Annotated in this window: 16 protein-coding genes; 12 read left to right on the top strand and 4 right to left on the bottom strand. The window is 46.6% G+C overall.

The window, feature by feature from the left end; translation table 11 throughout:
- Positions 1 to 14: 14 nt before the first annotated feature.
- From epsC to queG, 12 genes are all read left to right on the top strand, one after another.
- On the top strand, positions 15 to 917 hold the full coding sequence (gene epsC / locus KTR07_RS08205) for a serine O-acetyltransferase EpsC (protein WP_008762864.1): 903 nt from the start codon (positions 15 to 17) through the stop codon (positions 915 to 917).
- A gap of 16 nt (positions 918 to 933) precedes the next feature.
- Positions 934 to 2,451, top strand: coding sequence for a class I SAM-dependent RNA methyltransferase (locus KTR07_RS08200; protein ID WP_195380596.1), 1,518 nt, complete (start codon positions 934 to 936; stop codon positions 2,449 to 2,451).
- Between the two features lie 210 nt (positions 2,452 to 2,661).
- The gene (locus KTR07_RS08195) at positions 2,662 to 4,860 is read left to right on the top strand and encodes a S9 family peptidase (RefSeq protein ID WP_217315324.1); all 2,199 of its coding nucleotides are present in this window, start codon (positions 2,662 to 2,664) and stop codon (positions 4,858 to 4,860) included.
- A 73-nt stretch (positions 4,861 to 4,933) separates the two neighbouring features.
- Positions 4,934 to 6,208, top strand: a complete 1,275-nt coding sequence (gene purD / locus KTR07_RS08190; protein WP_217315322.1) for a phosphoribosylamine--glycine ligase — start codon at positions 4,934 to 4,936, stop codon at positions 6,206 to 6,208.
- Positions 6,208 to 7,218: a hypothetical protein gene (locus KTR07_RS08185; protein WP_008767475.1), complete on the top strand. Its 1,011-nt coding sequence runs from the start codon at positions 6,208 to 6,210 to the stop codon at positions 7,216 to 7,218. Before purD ends, KTR07_RS08185 begins: the two co-directional genes overlap by 1 nt.
- Entirely contained in the window at positions 7,203 to 7,682 is a 480-nt protein-coding gene (locus KTR07_RS08180; RefSeq protein ID WP_008767474.1) for a YqaA family protein, read from the top strand. Before KTR07_RS08185 ends, KTR07_RS08180 begins: the two co-directional genes overlap by 16 nt.
- A 46-nt stretch (positions 7,683 to 7,728) precedes the next feature.
- Positions 7,729 to 8,451 (top strand): tRNA (5-methylaminomethyl-2-thiouridine)(34)-methyltransferase MnmD, encoded by a 723-nt coding sequence (gene mnmD, locus KTR07_RS08175; RefSeq protein WP_217315320.1) that lies wholly within the window; start codon positions 7,729 to 7,731, stop codon positions 8,449 to 8,451.
- A 2-nt stretch (positions 8,452 to 8,453) separates the two neighbouring features.
- Positions 8,454 to 9,380, top strand: coding sequence for a metal ABC transporter solute-binding protein, Zn/Mn family (locus KTR07_RS08170; RefSeq protein WP_072067219.1), 927 nt, complete (start codon positions 8,454 to 8,456; stop codon positions 9,378 to 9,380).
- A gap of 59 nt (positions 9,381 to 9,439) precedes the next feature.
- Positions 9,440 to 10,231, top strand: a complete 792-nt coding sequence (locus KTR07_RS08165; RefSeq protein WP_016269216.1) for a metal ABC transporter ATP-binding protein — start codon at positions 9,440 to 9,442, stop codon at positions 10,229 to 10,231.
- A gap of 418 nt (positions 10,232 to 10,649) precedes the next feature.
- Positions 10,650 to 14,024 carry a protein O-mannosyl-transferase family gene (locus KTR07_RS08160; protein WP_113747995.1) on the top strand — a complete coding sequence of 1,125 codons (3,375 nt, stop codon included), beginning with the start codon at positions 10,650 to 10,652 and terminating at the stop codon, positions 14,022 to 14,024.
- Between the two features lie 102 nt (positions 14,025 to 14,126).
- Positions 14,127 to 14,741 carry a polysaccharide deacetylase family protein gene (locus KTR07_RS08155; RefSeq protein ID WP_016269215.1) on the top strand — a complete coding sequence of 205 codons (615 nt, stop codon included), beginning with the start codon at positions 14,127 to 14,129 and terminating at the stop codon, positions 14,739 to 14,741.
- Positions 14,741 to 15,772, top strand: a complete 1,032-nt coding sequence (gene queG / locus KTR07_RS08150; RefSeq protein ID WP_117981478.1) for a tRNA epoxyqueuosine(34) reductase QueG — start codon at positions 14,741 to 14,743, stop codon at positions 15,770 to 15,772. The genes KTR07_RS08155 and queG overlap by 1 nt, the downstream gene beginning before the upstream one ends.
- 118 nt (positions 15,773 to 15,890) lie before the next feature.
- Here the strand turns inward: queG and KTR07_RS08145 are convergent, their stop codons facing one another.
- Genes KTR07_RS08145 through KTR07_RS08130 form a run of 4 tightly spaced genes read right to left on the bottom strand, consistent with a single transcriptional unit; the run spans position 15,891 to position 20,797 of the window.
- A complete protein-coding gene (locus KTR07_RS08145) occupies positions 15,891 to 16,955 on the bottom strand; it encodes a BACON domain-containing protein (RefSeq protein WP_117981477.1) in 1,065 nt (354 codons plus the stop codon).
- A gap of 15 nt (positions 16,956 to 16,970) precedes the next feature.
- On the bottom strand, positions 16,971 to 18,302 hold the full coding sequence (locus KTR07_RS08140; RefSeq protein ID WP_008767466.1) for a DUF4302 domain-containing protein: 1,332 nt from the start codon (positions 18,300 to 18,302) through the stop codon (positions 16,971 to 16,973).
- Positions 18,303 to 18,314: 12 nt separating this feature from the next.
- A complete protein-coding gene (locus KTR07_RS08135; protein WP_008762851.1) occupies positions 18,315 to 19,229 on the bottom strand; it encodes a putative zinc-binding metallopeptidase in 915 nt (304 codons plus the stop codon).
- A 14-nt stretch (positions 19,230 to 19,243) separates the two neighbouring features.
- On the bottom strand, positions 19,244 to 20,797 hold the full coding sequence (locus KTR07_RS08130; RefSeq protein ID WP_008767465.1) for a RagB/SusD family nutrient uptake outer membrane protein: 1,554 nt from the start codon (positions 20,795 to 20,797) through the stop codon (positions 19,244 to 19,246).
- Positions 20,798 to 20,816 lie beyond the last annotated feature (19 nt).

Raw genomic sequence — 20,816 nt, 5'->3', positions numbered from 1 at the left:
GAGTAACTGACCTAATGAGTCCATTGAACTTTACCCACATTCTGACACAGGCAGTCGATGAGCTATCGGAAAGCGAATCTTACAAAGGGCTGTTTCATCAACATAAAGATGGCGAACCATTGCCCTCTGCTAAAGTTTTGTATGAAATTATCGAGCTTTCACGTGCCATTCTCTTCCCCGGATACTACGGAAATTCCACCATCAACAGCCGGACAATCAATTATCACATCGGTGTAAATATCGAAAAGTTATTTGACTTGCTCACAGAGCAAATCCTGGCCGGACTATGTTTCAGTACGGCAGAAGGAGACTGCAACGTCTGCTCGGAGTCGAGAAGAGAAGAAGCCGCCCGACTGGCTGCGAACTTTATCAGCAAACTACCCGCCATGAGAAGAATACTGGCTACGGACGTAGAAGCCGCCTACAACGGTGACCCCGCCGCCAAAAGTTATGGTGAAGTAATTTTCTGCTATCCCGCCATTAAGGCAATCAGCAATTATCGTATTGCGCACGAACTGCTGGAACTGGGTGTTCCCCTGATTCCTCGCATGATCACGGAAATGGCTCATAGCGAGACGGGTATCGATATCCATCCGGGAGCGAAGATAGGCAGTCACTTTACCATAGACCACGGAACGGGTGTCGTGATCGGTGCCACAAGCATCATCGGGAACAATGTCAAATTATATCAGGGTGTCACCCTGGGAGCAAAAAGCTTCCCGCTGGATGCCGACGGAAAGCCGATCAAGGGTATCCCCCGCCACCCGATACTGGAAGACAATGTCATAGTCTACTCCAACGCCACCATCCTTGGAAGAATCACTATCGGAAGCGACGCAACCGTAGGAGGAAATATCTGGGTAACGGAAAACATCCCTGCCGGAGCAAAGATTGTACAAACAAAAGCAAAGAAATAAAATCAATAAACTATATATGAGCGAACAATTCGAGATGATAGCCAAGACCTTCCAGGGACTGGAAGAGATACTTGCTGAAGAACTTACAACATTGGGAGCCAACGATATCCAGATAGGACGTCGCATGGTTTCATTTACAGGAGACAAGCGTATGATGTACAAGGCAAATTTCTGCCTCCGTACTGCTATCCGCATTCTAAAACCGATCAAGAATTTTACGGCAAAGGATGCTGATGAAGTTTACAACCAGATACAGGCCATTCCATGGGAAGAGTATCTTGATGTAAACAAGACGTTTGCGATAGACGCGGTTGTATTCAGCGAAGAATTCCGCCATTCAAAGTTCGTCTCATATAAGGTGAAGGACGCCATCGTGGACTATTTCCGTGAAAAGACAGGCAAACGCCCGTCAGTACGCATCAATAATCCGGATGTGCTGCTCAATATTCACATTGCACAAACGACTTGTACGTTGTCTCTGGACTCTTCCGGAGAGTCGCTTCATCGTCGCGGATACCGCCAGGAACAGGTAGAAGCTCCGTTGAACGAAGTATTGGCTGCCGGTATGGTTCTGATGACAGGATGGCGCGGTGAATGTGACCTGATTGACCCGATGTGTGGTTCGGGAACGATTCCTATAGAAGCTGCGCTGATCGCAAGAAACATCGCTCCGGGAGTATTCCGCAAAGGATTCGCATTCGAGAAATGGGTGGACTTCGACTCGGAGATGTTCGATGAGATTTACAATGACGATAGTCAGGAGCGCGAGTTTACTCACAAGATATACGGATACGACAACAATCCGAAAGCAAATGAAATCGCAACCCATAATATAAAAGCAGCGGGTGTATCCAAAGATGTGACGCTGAAATTGCAACCGTTCCAACAATTCGAACAGCCGCAGGAGAAGTCCATCATTGTGATGAATCCTCCTTATGGCGAGCGTATCTCCACCAATGACCTGCTCGGACTGTACCAGATGATTGGCGAACGTCTGAAGCACGCATTTGTAGGAAACGAGGCTTGGGTACTCTCTTATAGAGAAGAATGCTTCGATCAGATCGGGCTGAAACCAAGCAAAAAAGTGCCGTTGTTCAATGGTGCATTGGAATGCGAGTTCCGCAAATACGAGATTTTCGACGGGAAATATAAGGAGTTCAAGAGTCAGGAGGGAGAAGGAGAAGAGAAGAAAGAGACTGAAGGAAACTATGATACTTCCAGACCCAGAGAAAGAAAGGAATTCAAACCGCGCGGGGAAGGAGAATTCAAACCCAGACGGGAAGGCGAATTCAAACCTCGTCGCGAAGGGGAATTCAAGCCACGCAGAGAAGGAGAGTACAAGCCACGTCGGGAAGGGGAATTCAAACCTCGTAAAGAAGGAGACTTCAAGCCGAGACGGGAAGAAGGAAGCTTTACCCGGGATGACAGGGACAGAAAGCCTAGAGGCGAGTTCCGTGGGGAAAGAGATTCGAGAGCTCCGAGAGAATTCAGAGGAAACCGTGAGCCTAGGATACCGAAGAAGGAAGAAGAGTAATTTCATAGATAGTTAATGGCATCTCACTAAAAAAATGCCATTAACTTAATTGATAGACAATATAAGGTCGCATCTTGCGATCTTATCATTTGATGAGTAAGAAAGCGAACTGAATATCTCGAAAAAGACGTATCATCCGACAGAGAAAGACAACTCTCCTGAACAGGGTAAAATAGAAGGATTTAAAACCAATAAAGATAAATAAAAGCAATGAGTAAAATTGGAAAAAGAGCCATTCTGATATTGCTGGCGCTACCAATCGGATTCAATGTTATGGCACAGGAAATCAAAAAGCTGACACTGGAAGACTTGATTCCGGGCGGCGAGACCTACCGTTATGCAGAAAACCTGTACGGCCTGCAATGGTGGGGAGACGTGTGTATCAAACCGAGTACCGACACCATCTACACTGTTCAACCCAGAACAGGGAAAGAGACAGTGCTGACTACCCTCGGACAAATCAACAAAGTACTGGCAGACAATAAAGCAGGGAAGCTGCCGACCCCGTACTCAATCCGCTACCCGTGGGCGGACAAACCGCAAATGTTACTGAAAGTATCCGGTAAGTACATCGTATACGATTTCGAGAACAACCGGATTGTCAGCACGCTGAAGCTGAAAGATAAAGCAGCCAACGAAGATTATTGCGTCGCCAACGGAAACGTAGCCTACACAGTCAACAACAACCTGTATGTGAACGAACAGGCAATCACCGACGAACCCGAAGGCATTGTCTGCGGGCAGTCTGTCCATCGCAATGAGTTCGGCATCAATAAAGGTACCTTCTGGAGCCCGAAAGGCAACCTGCTCGCTTTCTACCGCATGGACGAAAGCATGGTGACGCAATACCCGCTTGTAGACATCACCGCACGTGTAGGAGAAGTGAATAACGTCCGTTACCCGATGGCAGGAATGACCAGCCACCAAGTAAAAGTAGGCGTCTACAACCCCTCCACCGGTAAGACCATCTATCTGAATGCAGGTGATCCGACCAACCGTTACTTCACCAATATCAGCTGGTCACCGGACGAAAAGAGCATCTACCTTATCGAACTGAACCGCGACCAGAACCATGCCGTACTTTGCCAATATGACGCAACGACAGGCAAGTTACTGGGCAAACTGCTGGAAGAAACGCACCCCAAATATGTAGAGCCTCAGCACCCCATCGTATTCTTACCGTGGGACAGCAGCAAATTCATCTATCAAAGCCAGCGTGACGGATATAACCATCTATATTTATGCGACCTCACCTCCAGCCTCAAAGGCGAATGGAAAAGCGATGCCGCAGGCGGCAAGCATATCGAATACATCCCGACGAAGCAACTGACCGAGGGCAAATGGCTGGTAGGCGACATTCTGGGCTTCAACGCCAAGAGGAAAGAAGTCATCTTTCAAGAAGTGGACGGCACAGGCTCCAATAACTTTGCAGTAAATGTCAACACAGGAAAGCGCAGCCTCCCATTCAGCTTCCGTTCTACCACAGAAGGAGAACATAACGGAATGCTCAGCGCATCGGGAAGCTACCTCATCGACCGTTATTCGACTCCCACCCTTCCGCGCCGCATTGACATCGTGGACACCAAAAGCCTGAAAACAGTCAACCTGCTGACAGCCAAAGACCCATACGAAGGCTACGAGATGCCGACCATCGAAACCGGTACTATTAAAGCCGACGACGGAACGACCGACCTATACTACCGCCTCACCAAACCCGCAGATTTCGACCCGAACAAAAAGTATCCGGTCATCGTCTACGTATACGGCGGCCCGCACGCACAACTCGTCACCGGTGGCTGGCTGAACGGCTCCCGCGGATGGGATATTTATATGGCTAACAAAGGCTATATCATGTTCACCCTCGACAACCGCGGCAGTGCCAACCGTGGACTGGAGTTCGAAAACGCCACCTTCCGCCACCTCAGCATCGAAGAAGGCAAAGACCAGGTGAAAGGCATTGAATTTCTGAAGTCCCTCCCCTACATAGACGGAAACCGCATCGGTGTACACGGATGGAGCTTCGGAGGACACATGACCACTGCCCTTCTGCTCCGCTACCCCGAAATATTCAAGGTAGGCGTAGCCGGCGGACCTGTCATCGACTGGGGATATTACGAAGTGATGTACGGCGAACGTTACATGGACACTCCGGAAAGCAATCCGGAAGGCTACAAAGAGTGTAATCTGAAGAACCTTGCCGGACAGCTGAAAGGTCATCTGCTCATTATCCATGACGACCACGATGACACTTGTGTACCGCAGCACACACTGTCGTTCATGAAAGCCTGTGTAGATGCCCGCACCTACCCCGACCTGTTTATCTATCCGTGCCACAAGCACAACGTATCAGGCCGCGACCGTGTACATCTGCACGAGAAAATCACCCGATACTTTGAGCAGAACCTATAGCAACCTATAGTTGACAGTTCACAGCATCACACCGAAAAACTCATAACTGAAAACTCATAACTTAATACTCATTATGAAGATATTATTACTAGGCTCGGGCGGCCGCGAACATGCACTGGCATGGAAAATTGCCCAAAGTCCGAAAGTTGAAAAGCTGTACATCGCTCCGGGAAACGCCGGAACAAACGCCGTAGGCGAGAATGTCAACATCAAAGCTACCGACTTTGAAGCGATCAGCGCTTTCGCTCTGAAAGAAAACATCGGAATGGTGGTAGTAGGTCCCGAAGACCCGTTGGTAGAAGGCATCTACGATTACTTCCAGAATCGTCCCGAACTGAAACATATCGCCGTTATCGGTCCGTCCGCCAACGGAGCACAGCTGGAAGGTAGCAAGGAGTTTGCCAAAGGCTTCATGATGCGTCATCAAATCCCGACAGCCCGATATAAAAGTATCACAGCCGAAAATCTCGAAGAAGGTCTGGCCTTCCTCGAAACGCTGGAAGCTCCATACGTGCTGAAAGCCGATGGGCTCTGTGCCGGAAAAGGCGTTCTGATCCTCCCCACACTGGACGAGGCAAAGAGTGAGCTGAAAGAAATGCTTGGCGGTATGTTCGGCTCCGCATCGGCAACAGTCGTTATTGAAGAGTTCCTGAGCGGTATCGAATGTTCCGTATTCGTGCTTACCGACGGCGAACACTACAAAGTCCTCCCTGTAGCGAAAGACTACAAGCGTATCGGTGAAGGCGACAAAGGACTCAACACAGGCGGTATGGGCAGCGTGACTCCGGTTCCGTTTGCTGACGAAGAATACATGGAAAAAGTACGTACCCGCATCATCGAACCTACCATCAACGGACTGAAAGAAGAAAACATCGTCTACAAAGGCTTCATCTTCCTCGGACTGATTCGGGTGAAAGGCGAACCGATGGTGATTGAATATAACGTCCGCATGGGCGACCCGGAAACGGAAAGCGTGATGCTCCGCATTCAGAGCGACCTCGTGGAGTTGCTGGAAGGTACAGCCGCAGGCAACCTCGATGAAAAGACACTGGTCATGGACCCGCGCTCGGCAGGTTGTGTGATCCTTGTCAGCGGCGGTTATCCCGAAGCATACGAAAAAGGCTTCCCTATCAGTGGTCTGGAACAGGCCGCCGCTACCGAAAGCATCATTTTCCATGCCGGAACAGCCATGAAGGACGGACAAATCGTAACGAACGGAGGACGTGTGATCGCTGTCTGCTCTTATGGCGCAACGAAGGAAGAAGCGCTGGCACAGAGCTATAAAGTGGCAGATATGATCGACTTCGACAAGAAGTATTTCCGACGCGATATCGGATTCGACTTATAATGAGAAACAAGAGACTACAAGGTCTGGTCACAGCAGGGCGGTGGACACTCCCTGCTGCGATTTTCATCTGCACCCTTTGTTGGGTGCTGACCTCTGCCCTATTGCCCGAACTCACCATGACAGCGGGCGAAGAAGGCGGTTCCGTGCTTTGGCAGTCTGCCCGCACGTTGCTGCTCCCCGCATGGGCGGAGCATCTTGTCAGTTTCTTGATTTACGCGGCTATCGGCTATTTCCTGATCGAGCTGAACAACCGGTTCAGTATCATCCGTATGCGGGCTTCCGTGCAGACAGCTATCTATTTTCTGCTGGTCACCGTCTGTCCGGAGATGCACCTGTTATATGCCGGAAACGTTGCCGCCATAACCTTTTTATTCTCCATCTATTTCCTGTTCAAGAGTTACCAGCAGTCGCAGGCGTCAGGATATCTGTTCTACTCGTTCCTGTTTATCGGTGCAGGGAGCATTCTCTTTCCCCAGCTCACCTTCTTCTCGGTGCTCTGGTTGTTTGAGGCGCACCGCTTTCAGTCACTTACGTTCCGCAGTTTCTGCGGCGCACTGATAGGATGGACAATGCCCTACTGGATGCTGTTCGGACACGCTTTCTTCTATGATCAGATGGAGCTGTTCTATCATCCTTTCAAAGAACTGGCTACCTTTGGAGATATATTCAACCTACAGATACTCCAGCCGTGGGAACTGGCGACTCTCGGTTATCTGCTTGTATTGTTCATCGTCAGCGCCGCTCATTGCGTCGTTGCCGGATTCGAAGATAAGATACGCACGCGCGCCTATTTACAGTTTCTCATAGACGTGACACTCTTTCTCTTCGTACTGATTGTGCTACAGCCGTCACAATGCAGCAATCTCTTGCCGTTGCTCATGATAAGCAACAGCATACTGATCGGACACCTTTTTGTGCTGACCAACAACAAAACATCGAATATATTCTTCATTGTTGCCACGGTCTGCCTCATCCTTTTATTTGGTTTTAACGTATGGACGCTTTTATAGATTCAACGATACAACTCCTCATCGAATGGGGACTTCCGGGATTGTTTATCTCGGCCTTACTCGCAGGGAGTATTGTACCATTCAGTTCCGAACTGGTGTTGGTAGCACTGGTAAAACTCGGACTGCCACCCACTGCCTGTATATTGGCTGCCACCCTCGGCAATACGGCAGGCGGAATGACCTGCTACTATATGGGGCGTCTGGGCAAAATAAGCTGGATTGAGAAATACTTCAAAGTAAAGAAGGAGAAAGTAGACAAGATGGTGAAATTCCTGCAAGGGAAAGGAGCATTGATGGCATTCTTCGCTTTCCTGCCGGCCATCGGAGAGGTGATCTCCATCGCACTGGGATTTATGCGAAGTAATATATGGCTTACCACCGCCTCCATGTTTGTCGGCAAACTGATACGTTACATTCTGCTTCTGTATGTACTGGAAAGCGCATGGAACGTCGTTGCAGGATGAAATAACAGGTAATAAGTAATAGGTAACAGGTAATAAGTTTTTTGAGATGAAAAGAGTGATTGAAAAGACTGATGACGGGAGCGCCACCCTATTTGTTCCGGAATTGAATGAACATTATCATTCGACCAAAGGAGCACGTACGGAGTCCCAGCATATTTTCATCAACATGGGACTGAAAGCCTCCGCTACCCCCTCTCCGCATATTCTGGAGATCGGTTTCGGAACGGGGCTGAATGCTTGGCTTACCCTTGAAGAAGCAGAAAGAAGCGGACGTAACATACATTATACAGGACTTGAACTCTACCCGTTGGAATGGCAGATGGTGGAGCAACTGGGATATTTAGAACAACCAGCAGCTATCGACCTGTTCAGAGCAATCCATACATCACCGTGGGAAGAAGAAATATCCTTTACCCCACACTTCACTCTTTGCAAAGTACAAGCCGACGTCAATGAATGGATTACCCAGCGCAGCCATTCTCCATTATCCATTCTCCATTCTCCATTATCATTCGACGTTATCTATTTCGACGCCTTCGCTCCGGAAAAGCAGCCGGAAATGTGGTCGCAGGAACTATTTAACCGTTTATATGTTTTATTAAATGAAGGAGGTATCCTCACCACTTATTGTGCCAAAGGAATCATCCGACGTATGTTACAGGCCGCAGGCTTTACCGTAGAGCGCCTTCCCGGTCCTCCGGGAGGAAAGCGGGAAATACTACGTGCCCGAAAACTGGAACAGAATCACCCCCCGATATTAATACAATAGTCATGAAACAACAACTAAAAGATTTGAAAACACTCCTTCTTCTCGGCTCCTGCCTCCTGTTGGCAGCCTGCACGGGTCGCACGTCCAAAGCAAGCGGCAGCGAAGAAGCGAAACCGGTCATTACCGTCACTATCGAACCGCAGCGCTACTTCACGGAAGCGATTGCCGGTGATAAATTCACGGTAGTCAGCATGGTCCCGAAAGGTTCCAGTCCGGAGACATACGACCCTATTCCTCAGCAACTTGTCTCTCTGGGAGACAGCAAAGCCTATCTCCGCATCGGCTACATCGGCTTTGAGCAGACCTGGATGGACCGACTGATGAATAACACCCCTCATATCCAAGTATTCGACACCTCGAAAGGCATAGACCTGATTCTGAACAACGGTGAGCACAACCACGCAGCAGGACATCATGACCACGACGGGCACAACCACGCCGTAGAGCCACATATATGGAACTCTACCGCCAACGCCCTCATCCTTGCCGGAAACACATTCAAGGCACTTTGTATGCTCGACAAGCCTAACGAAGCATATTACCTGGCACGTTACGACTCCCTCTGCCAACGTATCCAGCACACCGACAGCCTCATCCGCCGGCAACTTTCCGCTCCGAAATCGGCCAAAGCCTTTATGATTTACCATCCGGCTCTCTCCTACTTTGCCCGTGACTACGGCCTGCATCAGATTTCAATCGAAGAAGGAGGCAAAGAACCTTCGCCCGCCCATCTGAAAGAACTGATAGACCTGTGCAAATCGGAGAAAGTAAGCGTCATCTTCGTCCAACCGGAGTTCGACAAGCGCAACGCGGAAACCATCGCACAGCAAACCGGCACAAAGGTAGTCCCCATCAACCCGTTAAGCTACGACTGGGAAACGGAAATGCTGAACGTAGCCAAAGCTCTCACACCTATGGACCCCGAATAACAACGGGCCTCCATAGCGTTAATGACCGAATGATACATAAACGAAGTAATTCTCCAAACATGAAACCGATTATCGAAATAAAGAACCTTGCTGCCGGATACGACGGCCGTACCGTACTCCACGACATCAACCTGAACATTTACGAACGGGACTTTCTGGGCATCATCGGTCCGAACGGAGGCGGTAAGACAACACTCATCAAGTGCATCCTCGGTCTGCTGAAACCGACAGCCGGAGAAATCATCTTCCATGCCCCTACAGAAGCATCCTCCCACTCTCAACTTTCCACTTCCAACTCTCCACTTTCCCTCGGCTATCTGCCGCAATATAACACCATCGACCGGAAATTCCCGATTTCGGTAGAGGAAGTGATACTTTCCGGACTAAGTATCCAGAAATCCCTCACCTCCCGCTTCACTCCCGAGCAAAGAGAAAAAGGCAAGCATATCATCGCCCGTATGGGACTTGAAGGACTCGAACACCGTTCCATCGGACAGCTTAGCGGCGGGCAACTGCAACGCGCACTGCTGGGACGTGCCATCATCTCCGACCCTTCGGTACTGATTCTTGACGAACCCAGCACGTATATCGACAAACGCTTCGAAGCCCGTCTCTACGAACTGCTGGCGGAGATTAACAAAGAATGCGCCATCATCCTTGTCAGTCACGACATCGGCACTGTACTGCAACAAGTGAAATCCATTGCCTGCGTCAACGAGACACTGGATTACCACCCTGACACAGGCGTCTCCACAGAATGGCTGGAAAGAAACTTCAACTGCCCCATCGAACTGCTGGGACACGGCACGTTGCCACACCGCGTTCTCGGTGAACATCATCATCATCACTAAACATTCATTTGCCGGTGCTACATCAAAGAACGGCTGCACCGCATATCAGTCATTTACAACGGTCACATCAAGCAGCAACAACTGACTTCTCAACTGTTAATGATTGAGATGTCAGATGTTAATAGTTGACATCTCAGGTATTAACAGTTGAGAAGTCAGCTATTAATGTCTGACAACGCAAGTATTATTGACCAATAAATGATTCAATGCTTAATATAAAAGATACAAAATTAATATCTTTATACCTACTGTTGTTTATACTGTTTAGTGATTCCCCCGTTTCACTAAAAGGGCATAAGATAAAGTAAATCACCTTTCTGTTACTTAATATTTCTTACTTTCTGCCTCATTATCCTTACAAATCACTATCTTTGCGCCCACGTAATCTGTTTTTTAACGAAAAATCTAGATAGTGCTAATGAAACAGTACAGAACTATAAACAACCTCGTGGGTTGGATTACATTCATCATTGCGGCAACGGTCTACTGCCTGACAATAGAACCGACCGCAAGTTTTTGGGACTGTCCCGAGTTTATAACTACCGGTTATAAACTGGAAGTAGGACACCCGCCCGGCGCACCTTTCTTCATGCTGGTAGCGAACCTGTTCTCTCAATTCGCCTCCGATGTAACCACCGTAGCGAAGATGGTAAACTACATGAGCGCACTGATGAGCGGTGCCTGTATCCTGTTCCTTTTCTGGAGCATCACCCATCTGGTACGCAAACTGGTAATCACCGACGAGAACAACATCACGAAAGGACAACTTATCACTGTCATGGGTAGCGGACTGGTCGGCGCGCTGGTCTACACATTCAGCGACACCTTCTGGTTCTCTGCCGTAGAAGGCGAAGTATATGCTTTCTCCTCCCTCTTTACAGCCATTGTATTCTGGCTGATTCTGAAATGGGAAGATGTAGCCAACCAGCTCCACAGCGACCGCTGGCTGATCCTGATCGCTTATCTGACCGGACTGAGTATCGGTGTTCACTTGCTGAACCTCCTCTGTCTGCCGGCAATCGTATTGGTGTACTACTACAAGAAAACTCCGAACGCCACTGCCAAAGGCTCATTGCTCGCCCTGCTCGGATCGGGCGTACTCGTAGCAGCCGTGCTTTATGGCATCGTGCCCGGTATCGTTAAAGTCGGCGGCTGGTTCGAACTGCTGTTTGTCAACGGACTCGGCATGTCGTTCAACTCCGGCGTCGTTGTCTATATCATTCTGCTCGCCGCCGCCCTTATCTGGGGTGTGTACGAAAGCTACACCGAAAAGAGCAGACTCCGCATGGCCATCTCATTCATTCTGACCATCGCCCTGCTGGGTATTCCATTCTACGGACACGGCGTAAGCAGCATCCTCATCGGTGTCGTAGTGATCGCAATTCTTGGCATCTACCTTGCTCCGCAAGTACAGGAAAAGATCAAAGAGAAATGGCGCATCTCCGCCCGTACCATGAATACGGCATTGCTGTGCACCATGATGATCGTGATCGGTTATTCCTCTTATGCACTGATCGTGATCCGTTCTACCGCCAACACACCGATGGACCAGAACTCTCCGGAAGATATCTTCACGCTGGGCGAATACCTCGGCCGTGAACAATACGGAACCCGTCCTCTCTTCTACGGTCCTGCTTTCTCCTCGAAAGTGGCACTCGACGTGAAAGACGGATACTGCGTCCCCCGCCAGTCACAGACGGGAAGCAAATACGTCCGCAAAGAAAAAACCTCACCGGACGAAAAAGACTCATACATCGAACTGCCGGGACGTATCGAATACGAATACGCGCAAAATATGCTTTTCCCCCGTATGTACAGCTCCGCGCACTCCTCACTCTACAAGCAGTGGGTAGACATCAAGGGGCATGACGTCCCATACGACCAATGCGGCGAAATGGTGATGGTGAACGTACCGAACCAATGGGAAAACATCAAGTTCTTCTTCTCCTACCAGCTCAACTTCATGTACTGGCGCTACTTTATGTGGAACTTTGCCGGACGGCAGAACGACATTCAGAGCAGCGGAGAAATAGAACACGGTAACTGGATCACCGGAATCCCGTTTATCGACAATCTGCTGGTGGGCAACCAGGAATTGCTTCCGCAGGACCTCAAAAACAACAAAGGACACAACGTATTCTACTGCCTGCCGCTGCTGCTCGGCCTGATCGGACTCTTCTGGCAAGCATACCACAGCCAGCGGGGTATCCAGCAATTCTGGGTGGTGTTCTTCCTGTTCTTTATGACAGGTATCGCCATCGTGCTCTACCTTAACCAGACACCTGCGCAGCCGCGTGAACGTGACTATGCGTATGCCGGTTCGTTCTACGCCTTCGCCATCTGGGTAGGTATGGGAGTCGCAGGTATCATCCGTATGTTACGCGATTACTGCAAGATGAAAGAAGTTCCGGCTGCCGCTCTCGCATCAGTACTCTGTCTGCTTGTCCCCATCCAAATGGCCGGACAGACATGGGACGACCACGACCGTAGCGGACGCTTTGTTGCCCGTGACTTCGGTCAGAACTATCTGATGACCTTGCAGGAAGAAGGAAATCCGATCATCTTCACCAATGGTGACAACGATACTTTCCCGTTGTGGTACAATCAGGAGACAGAAGGTTTCCGTACCGATGCACGTACCTGTAACCTCAGTTACCTGCAGACCGACTGGTACATCGACCAGATGAAACGTCCCGCCTACGACTCTCCGTCACTCCCGATCACTTGGGACCGTGTGGAATACGTTGAAGGACAGAACGAATACATCCCCATCCGTCCGGAAGTAAAGAAGAATATCGACCAGATGTATGCACAGGCAGACAGCGCGCTCGAAAACGGAAATCCGGAAGCGATGAACGAACTGAAAGAACAGTTCGGAGAAAACCCGTATGAACTGAAGAATATCCTCAAATACTGGGTTCGTTCGGATAAGGAAGGACTGCGCGTCATCCCTACCGACAGCATCGTAATGAAGATCGACAAAGAAGCTGTCCGCCGTTCCGGCATGAAAATACCGGAAGCACTGGGCGACTCCATCCCCGAATATATGACCATCTTGCTGAGAGACGCCAACGGCAACCCGAAACGCGCCCTCTACAAGAGCGAACTGATGATGCTCGAAATGCTTGCCAACGCCAACTGGGAACGTCCCATCTACATGGCTATCACCGTAGGCAGTGAAAACCACCTCGGCATGGACAACCACTTCACGCAGGAAGGTCTGGCATACCGCTTCACTCCGTTCGATACAGACAAGCTGAACAGCAAGATCGACAGCGAAAAGATGTACGACAACCTGATGAACAAGTTCAAGTTCGGCGGCATCGAGAAACCGGGCATCTACATCGACGAAAACGTAATGCGTATGTGCTACACACACCGGCGCATCTTCACACAGCTCGTAGGACAACTCATCAAGGAAGGCAAAAAAGACAAGGCACTCGCCGCACTCGACTACGCCGAGAAGATGATCCCGTCATACAACGTACCGTATGACTGGGCAAACGGCGCCTTCCAAATGGCGGAAGCCTACTACCAGCTGGGACAAAACGAAAAAGCGAACAAGATCATCGACGAACTTGCCAACAAGTCTCTCGAATACATGATCTGGTATCTCAGCCTGACTGATTACCAACTTTCTATCGCCAGCGAAAACTTCATGTACAACGCAGGACTGCTTGACGCAGAAGTACGCCTGATGGAGAAATACAAATCAGAAGAATTGGCTAAACATTACTCGGAACAACTCGACCAGCTATACAATGAGTATGTTGCGAGAATGAAAGGGAAATAAAAACTAAGTAATAAGTATTAAGTAATAAGTAATAAGCTGCGCCATAAGCCGCACGGTTATTACTTATTACTTATTACCTGTTACTTATTAATAAAGACTCTTATGTTTATAGAACAACCACCTTGGTTCTTCCGAGCGCTGTATCCACAAGCCATCTTCCGGATGGACCCAAACGAACGGGCTGTCTACCTGACTTTTGACGACGGCCCTATCCCGGAAGTAACCCCTTGGGTACTGGAGCTACTGAAGAAACACGATATTAAAGCTACCTTCTTCATGGTAGGCGACAATATCCGCAAACACCCGGACGAATACCGGATGGTGGTAGAACACGGACACCGCATCGGCAACCATACTTTCAACCACATCCGCGGCTTTGAATATTCCAATCCGGATTATCTGGCCAACACCAGACGGGTAGACGAAATTATCCACTCGGACCTATTCCGCCCTCCACATGGGCACATGGGATTCCGGCAATATTACACTCTTCGCCACCATTACCGTATCATTATGTGGGACCTCGTAACCCGTGACTACAGTAAGCGAATGCGCCCGGAACAGGTACTGAATAACGTAAAACGCTACGTACGCAACGGTTCCATCATCACCTTCCACGACTCTCTGAAATCGTGGAACAACGGGAATCTGCAATATGCCCTCCCCCGTGCCATCGAATTTCTGAAAGCGGAGGGCTATGAATTCAAGGTATTTTAATGGAAAAGTTCCTCTCCTCAGACCGAATCAAAGCCGAAGCACTACGCCTCGGCTTTTCCGCCTGCGGACTGGCGCCTGCCGAAGCTGTGGATGAAACTGTGGCTACCGCCTTCCGTCAATGGCTGGCGGACGGTTGCCAGGCAGAGATGGCGTATATGCAGAATTATGAGGATAAACGGCTCGATCCGCGCTTGTTGGTGGAAGGGGCACGTACGGTGATCAGCGTTGCCCTAAACTATTATCCGGCAAAAAAACTTCCCGAAGGTGAGTATCAGATTGCATGGTATGCCTATGGGAAAGATTATCACGATGTGATGAAGGGGAAATTGAAGGAACTTTTTGAGTTTATAGAAAAAGAAGTTTCATTCTCCGAAGAAACAGACAGTACTATCGCCTCGACAAACAATATCGGCACATATACTGAAAACTACGCCTCAGCACCCCAAGCCCCAGTATCCCAAACCTCCGCTTCTCCGCTTCAAGGCCGCATATTCTGTGATACCGCTCCCATACTCGAACGTTATTGGGCATGGCGTACCGGCTTGGGATGGATAGGAAAGAATACACATCTCATCATTCCTCACGCCGGCTCCTGCTTCTTCTTAGGGGAAATTATTCTTGATAGGGAAGCTGACAATTATGACTCTCCACAACGAAATCAATGCGGTTCGTGTACACGTTGCCTGGATGCCTGCCCGACAAAAGCGCTGGAAGCCCCTTTCAGGCTCAATTCCGAGAGATGTCTTTCTTATCTTACCATTGAGTATCGTGGGGAACTTTCGCTCAATGTAGGCAAAAAAATGGGTAATAAAATATATGGCTGTGACGAATGCCTGAAAGCTTGCCCTTGGAATCGCTTTGCCACTCCTTGCCGGACAGCCGAATTTCAACCGTCTCCTTCTTTGTTAAGTATGAGGAAGGATGATTGGCATTCGCTGAGTGAGGAGCAATATAAAACCATTTTCAAAGGTAGTGCAGTGAAAAGGGCTAAGTATGGTGGATTGATGCGTAATATAAAGATTATTAAATAAATATTTAAATATTAAGAGCTACTACCTTACGATAATAGCTCTTAGGATCAATTAATGCAAGTTCTTCTCATAACAAACAGTTAAACCACTATATAAAAATAGTATTTCATGCAAAATATTATTCAGCATATTGCATCAAAATAGCAGGAAAATCAATAGAAAGTCCTGCATAATTTGCAGGAGACGGAACTCTTCCCTTAAATAATCCCATTGACATATATGCATCTGTAATATAAGCTAACGCAACCTGCCCATCATTCATTAATACAGGAGAAAGAATAATTTTTCCCTGTAAATACAAACCATCATCAGTTTTAGTTATTATTGAGCCGTACATCACTCCTCCTTGCCCATCAGACAAAGCATAATTTTGCTGCTGTGGAGTGGTTATAACTAAAGCTCCATCTTGATAGGTGACCGCTAAAACAATCGTTGCTCCCAACAGTCTTGTCATTGGTAGCTGGAATATATAGCCATTACCACCCGGATTTTTAACAATTTGAGTATTTTCCTCTAATGAAAGAACTTGATTAATACCAAATGCTGTAGCAACGACTTTCACAACACCTGTCCATTGTCCCAATAAGTCATCAATATCGTACTGCAATAAAGCATATTCAATTTCACGAATGCCAGTAGTCACTTTTACAATGGCCGAACGAATTTTACCAGTGAGATTCTCTTTTGCAATAAACTTAAATCCATCACTCGTCATTTCATAGGATAACCATTGAGAAGCATCTGCTGGAATAGATACCTGAATAGGCAAATTACTCGACATTTCAACAGGGACCTCCTCTGCAGCATCTGTCAATGTGAAATAGGTAGCATCTCTATTATATTTCCAAATAGCTCCTTCCTGCAGTATGGTTGCTTGCTGCGTACTCACACCATCAGTTAAAACGATTTGTGCGCTACGCCCCGGATAACCTGTATTAGCATCTACAGAAATGGAAACTTTATGATCTGCAACTTCGATTACCTGACACCAATCGGCATTCACCGTAGCCGTGACAGTTCCAGTTGCTGCAAATTCGACAGTTCCAGTGCCACCACTAGCTTTCATATCCAAATCTGATTTTATAATTGTCAATTTTACAGTGGCAGCATCGTCATCTGAAGAACATCCTGCAACAAAAAATAAGCAGAATATTATTAAGTATAAATTCAGTATATTTTTCATAATCTAGTTTTTTATTTATTCCTCAACTTTCATAAAGACCATCTCTCCATACATACGTTCCACCCCTTGAACATATGAACTTTGACTATAATCAGGTGCCGAATAGCGGTCGAAGGCCATATAATCAGCTTTTGCACCACCTACTGCTTCGAATACCCCATCATCCTCAAATGTAAATCCAAACGGAGACTGTTGTACATTTGCCACAAAACCAAACATCAGACCTGCCTGATAACTAATATATGTAGGATAAAATCCCATGGCATAACAATATGTAGTACATCCCAAATAATATCCTGATATATAACCTACCTTTTGAGTCTTAAAGGACATAATTCCTTCACCTCTATCATAATCGAGCACTATATCACCAATTAGTCCCCTGAGAATATAACTCTTATTTTCTACATCCTCCATAATAGATATTGGTAATTCTTCGTCTGTCAAATTATTATCTTTATACATCTTGCAGGTAAGAGTATAATTACCTAGATAATCATTATATTTAATATATCCCTCCGGATAAATTCCTTTCATTTTAACGTTAGTTGCCCCCTCGTCAGTACAAGTAAAAAGCTCGGAGGAAGGGTCCCACACAAAATTTTGCACAGTTACTCCTGCCAGTGAAACTGGTTCCCGGAAACGAAAGCCATCGGTTGTAAAAAGGAAAGGAGATTGCTCTTGTACAATGTTACCACCATCATTATAGGCTATAACAAAAGTATAATTACTTCGCTGCGTCATACCAACTAAATTTCCATCAACCAACAACTGATATTGTATAAAGAAAGCATTCTCTTCTACATCATTCACAGAGTTTATATATGCCTCCCAGTTCAAATCATCCGGAAGCGCATACATTACTATCGTATTTCCATACTTTTTGCCCTGCATTACAATTTTCTCGGCTGAAGCTTCCTTTATAATAAACTCGTAATCTCCTTGCAGGTTGGCATTGGGGTTGGAACCTCCGCCTTGTGGCTTGGCATATGCATGAATAAAAGCATTATAAGTGTCGAATGTAAGCATAGTAGCTTCCTCCGATACAACCTTATAAAGAGAGGAAATAGTCTCATCGCCTTCGTATCCTTGAGATGCCATTGTAACTCGCTGACCATCAAACTTGCACAGAAGAGTTATGCCTCCCAAAGCATAGTCCTGACCTATGTAATATTCCATTCTCCAACCATTAGATGCCGATTCTAATAGCTCACTATATTGCTTCACTTCCTCTGTTGCACGGTTCGCTGAAGAATCATCAAAATAATCCTCTTCCTGGAAAAGACAGGATTGCAAACCAAAGCATACAAGAGCCATCAACAAATAAATCATTATATTCTTTTTCATAATCTTCCTGTTTTATTCAATAGTACTTAAATCCAGCTCCGGAATTTCTTGCTGACGCCTTAACACAATCTCACGCAAATCATCTAAATTAATACCCCAAGTTTCAAGCATATAATTGTATACAATAGTAAACTTCTGATTAATAATAGCCGCTCCGGCAGTTCCGGCAACCTTCAGCATATTATCCCAGTAAGCCTGATCGTGAGTAACATACATGGCGATATTCTCTACAAAATCTTCTCTTGCCTCACTCATCGCATATGCCGTCACAAATCCTTCCGGCCATGCATCCGCATCCTCTCGCAAATATGAATTTCCATTTTCAGCAACATAGAAATACCAGTCGGAACCAACATATTTTCCTTCGGTAATGCGATCAAACGATGGGTCATAATTACGCTTCTGATGCAGGATATGTGCAAATTCATGGTGCATCGTCTTAAAGTAATACTCATTCAAAACTTCGATATCGACATTCTCAAAGTCCAGACTGTTCACTTCGTACAATGTTATCTTCTTTCCTCCCTCGGCAGTACCCAACACCTTCGTACCACTGCTATCATAAGCCGGAGAACCTATCAAGTGAAAAGTTTTTGGCACATAAGACCGAAGAAAAGCCGGTCCGGCAAGTTCAGTATATGCCTCCATCCATACATGCTTGATAATCTTGGCCAAAGCAACCGATTTATCGTAATCCGCCGGTACCAGATTATATTTGTGATCACTTTCAATATCTTGCATACGATACTTGAAATCAACGTTATACGGATATGTATAATTAGCAAGCAACCATTCATCAAAACCATTATGTTCCATTGGCTCTGTTGAAAAAATACTATGCTTGGTGTCAATATCATCGCCATTATTACAGGCTCCCCAAAGAATGGGCAAAACAGCCGTTAGTATATAAATATAATATTTCTTCATATTATTTCCTCCTTTTAATTTTCAGTACGTGGATTGGGTTGCATTCCTGCCAGAACTACACTCTTAGGAATTTGCATAGCACGTCTTGCGTCATTTACCGGCATTTCATCTGTTACGACTATATTGTTATTAGCAATAGAACGGCGATAGATAACAATTCCATAACGTTTAATATCCGGCCAGCGCAGACCTTCGTGCAAAGTAGCAATACGTCTCATATGCAGAATGCAGTGAATAAAGTTCTCCTGTATACCTGATTCAATAGTAAAATCAGGCTGAAGCTTTTTCTTGGGAGTCGGATTTTGTGTCGGATTGTAATAATCCATCTTATCATAATACTCATTTATCATCCCCGGAGTTAAAGTTTGCTTATTAGAAGTATATGCTTTCTCCCATGTAGTAAGATCTGCAGCAGCCATTGGATAGTTCTTTTTCAGCGTATAAGCCTCAGCCCTGCAAAGCAAAGTCTCGTCTGTAGAGAAAATCACAGGCATATAATACAGGTAGTCACCAGCATAATAACCGCCCTTTCTCAACATACTGCATTCATAGCCCGATGTTGTAAAAGGCTGCATATACATGCGGTCAGGGATACCCCATAATCCGGAAGAACGTGATGTTTCGTAAGAAGCAATTAACTTATTATGTAGATAACGTTTTCCTGTCATGTAATTACTCAGAATAATACCCCAGTTAGATACGGTACTACCTATCAACAAGTTAGCCTTACTTGTAGAAGCAATATATGCGTCGGGCTGTACATTATCATTAGCAGAGAGTTTTCCCAACGCTTCCCAATCCCGTAATTCGGCAGCAGGATCACTTCCCAACACACGATCTGCATATTTTATCACCTCATCACAATTAGAAAAGTCAGGCTTCATATAATAAAGATAGAAACGTGCAGCAAAAGCATATGCAGCTTTCCTTGTGAAATGATATTTCGGCACAGAATAACTATCATCGGAAATAAGAGCCATACCATCTAATAAGTCCTTCTCAATCTTCTCATAAGTCTCCTGCAAAGTACCCCGCCCGTATTGTGGTTGCACAGTTGTTTCAACTTTAGTCATATAAGGAATACCTAATTCCTGTGATGCATGAGTATTATAAGCATTACAAAAAATATTTGCTAATACAAAATGATTGTACGCCCGACAAACAAGAGCCTCTCCTCGCTGCGGCATCAACGATTCCGGATTTCCCCGTTTCTCAATCTCTTCCAAAGCCATGTTAGCAGAAGCAATAGCTATATAATGGGTTTCCCAAAGATTTGTAGGCGTATCCTGATATTCTTCCTGGGTATCTTTCCAGTTATAGCACTCTTCCTCAGATAACTTATAATAAGAATATCTGGCACTGTTATCGTCGGTATTATCACTATAAAGTTCAAACAGTTCATTCGCAGATCCTTCCGGATAAGCAGAAACAAGCATTTTAGCTATTTTTTGCTCAGAATTCAGCTCCGTCCGGTTATCTGGTAATTCGTCAAGAAAATCATTACAAGAGCTACCGACAATAGCAAGCGTTGCGATGAACAATGGAATATATAATTGATTTCGTCTCATCTTTAATCTTTTTTTTTAT

Source organism: Bacteroides sp. MSK.20.82 (assembly GCF_019052485.1).
Taxonomy (GTDB): Bacteria; Bacteroidota; Bacteroidia; order Bacteroidales; family Bacteroidaceae; genus Bacteroides; species Bacteroides thetaiotaomicron.
This window is presented reverse-complemented; position numbering and strand designations above follow the sequence as displayed.

Bases quoted from the DNA above. Each gene is read 5' to 3' on its own strand.
- mnmD (WP_217315320.1), top strand. From the start codon at position 7,729: ATGAAAAGAGTGATTGAAAAGACTGATGACGGGAGCGCCACCCTATTT.
- KTR07_RS08170 (WP_072067219.1), top strand. From the start codon at position 8,454: ATGAAACAACAACTAAAAGATTTGAAAACACTCCTTCTTCTCGGCTCC.
- KTR07_RS08140 (WP_008767466.1), bottom strand. From the start codon at position 18,302: ATGAAAAAGAATATAATGATTTATTTGTTGATGGCTCTTGTATGCTTT.
- queG (WP_117981478.1), top strand. From the start codon at position 14,741: ATGGAAAAGTTCCTCTCCTCAGACCGAATCAAAGCCGAAGCACTACGC.
- KTR07_RS08130 (WP_008767465.1), bottom strand. From the start codon at position 20,797: ATGAGACGAAATCAATTATATATTCCATTGTTCATCGCAACGCTTGCT.
- purD (WP_217315322.1), top strand. From the start codon at position 4,934: ATGAAGATATTATTACTAGGCTCGGGCGGCCGCGAACATGCACTGGCA.
- KTR07_RS08135 (WP_008762851.1), bottom strand. From the start codon at position 19,229: ATGAAGAAATATTATATTTATATACTAACGGCTGTTTTGCCCATTCTT.
- KTR07_RS08195 (WP_217315324.1), top strand. From the start codon at position 2,662: ATGAGTAAAATTGGAAAAAGAGCCATTCTGATATTGCTGGCGCTACCA.
- KTR07_RS08165 (WP_016269216.1), top strand. From the start codon at position 9,440: ATGAAACCGATTATCGAAATAAAGAACCTTGCTGCCGGATACGACGGC.
- KTR07_RS08155 (WP_016269215.1), top strand. From the start codon at position 14,127: ATGTTTATAGAACAACCACCTTGGTTCTTCCGAGCGCTGTATCCACAA.
- epsC (WP_008762864.1), top strand. From the start codon at position 15: ATGAGTCCATTGAACTTTACCCACATTCTGACACAGGCAGTCGATGAG.
- KTR07_RS08180 (WP_008767474.1), top strand. From the start codon at position 7,203: ATGGACGCTTTTATAGATTCAACGATACAACTCCTCATCGAATGGGGA.
- KTR07_RS08185 (WP_008767475.1), top strand. From the start codon at position 6,208: ATGAGAAACAAGAGACTACAAGGTCTGGTCACAGCAGGGCGGTGGACA.
- KTR07_RS08145 (WP_117981477.1), bottom strand. From the start codon at position 16,955: ATGAAAAATATACTGAATTTATACTTAATAATATTCTGCTTATTTTTT.
- KTR07_RS08200 (WP_195380596.1), top strand. From the start codon at position 934: ATGAGCGAACAATTCGAGATGATAGCCAAGACCTTCCAGGGACTGGAA.
- KTR07_RS08160 (WP_113747995.1), top strand. From the start codon at position 10,650: ATGAAACAGTACAGAACTATAAACAACCTCGTGGGTTGGATTACATTC.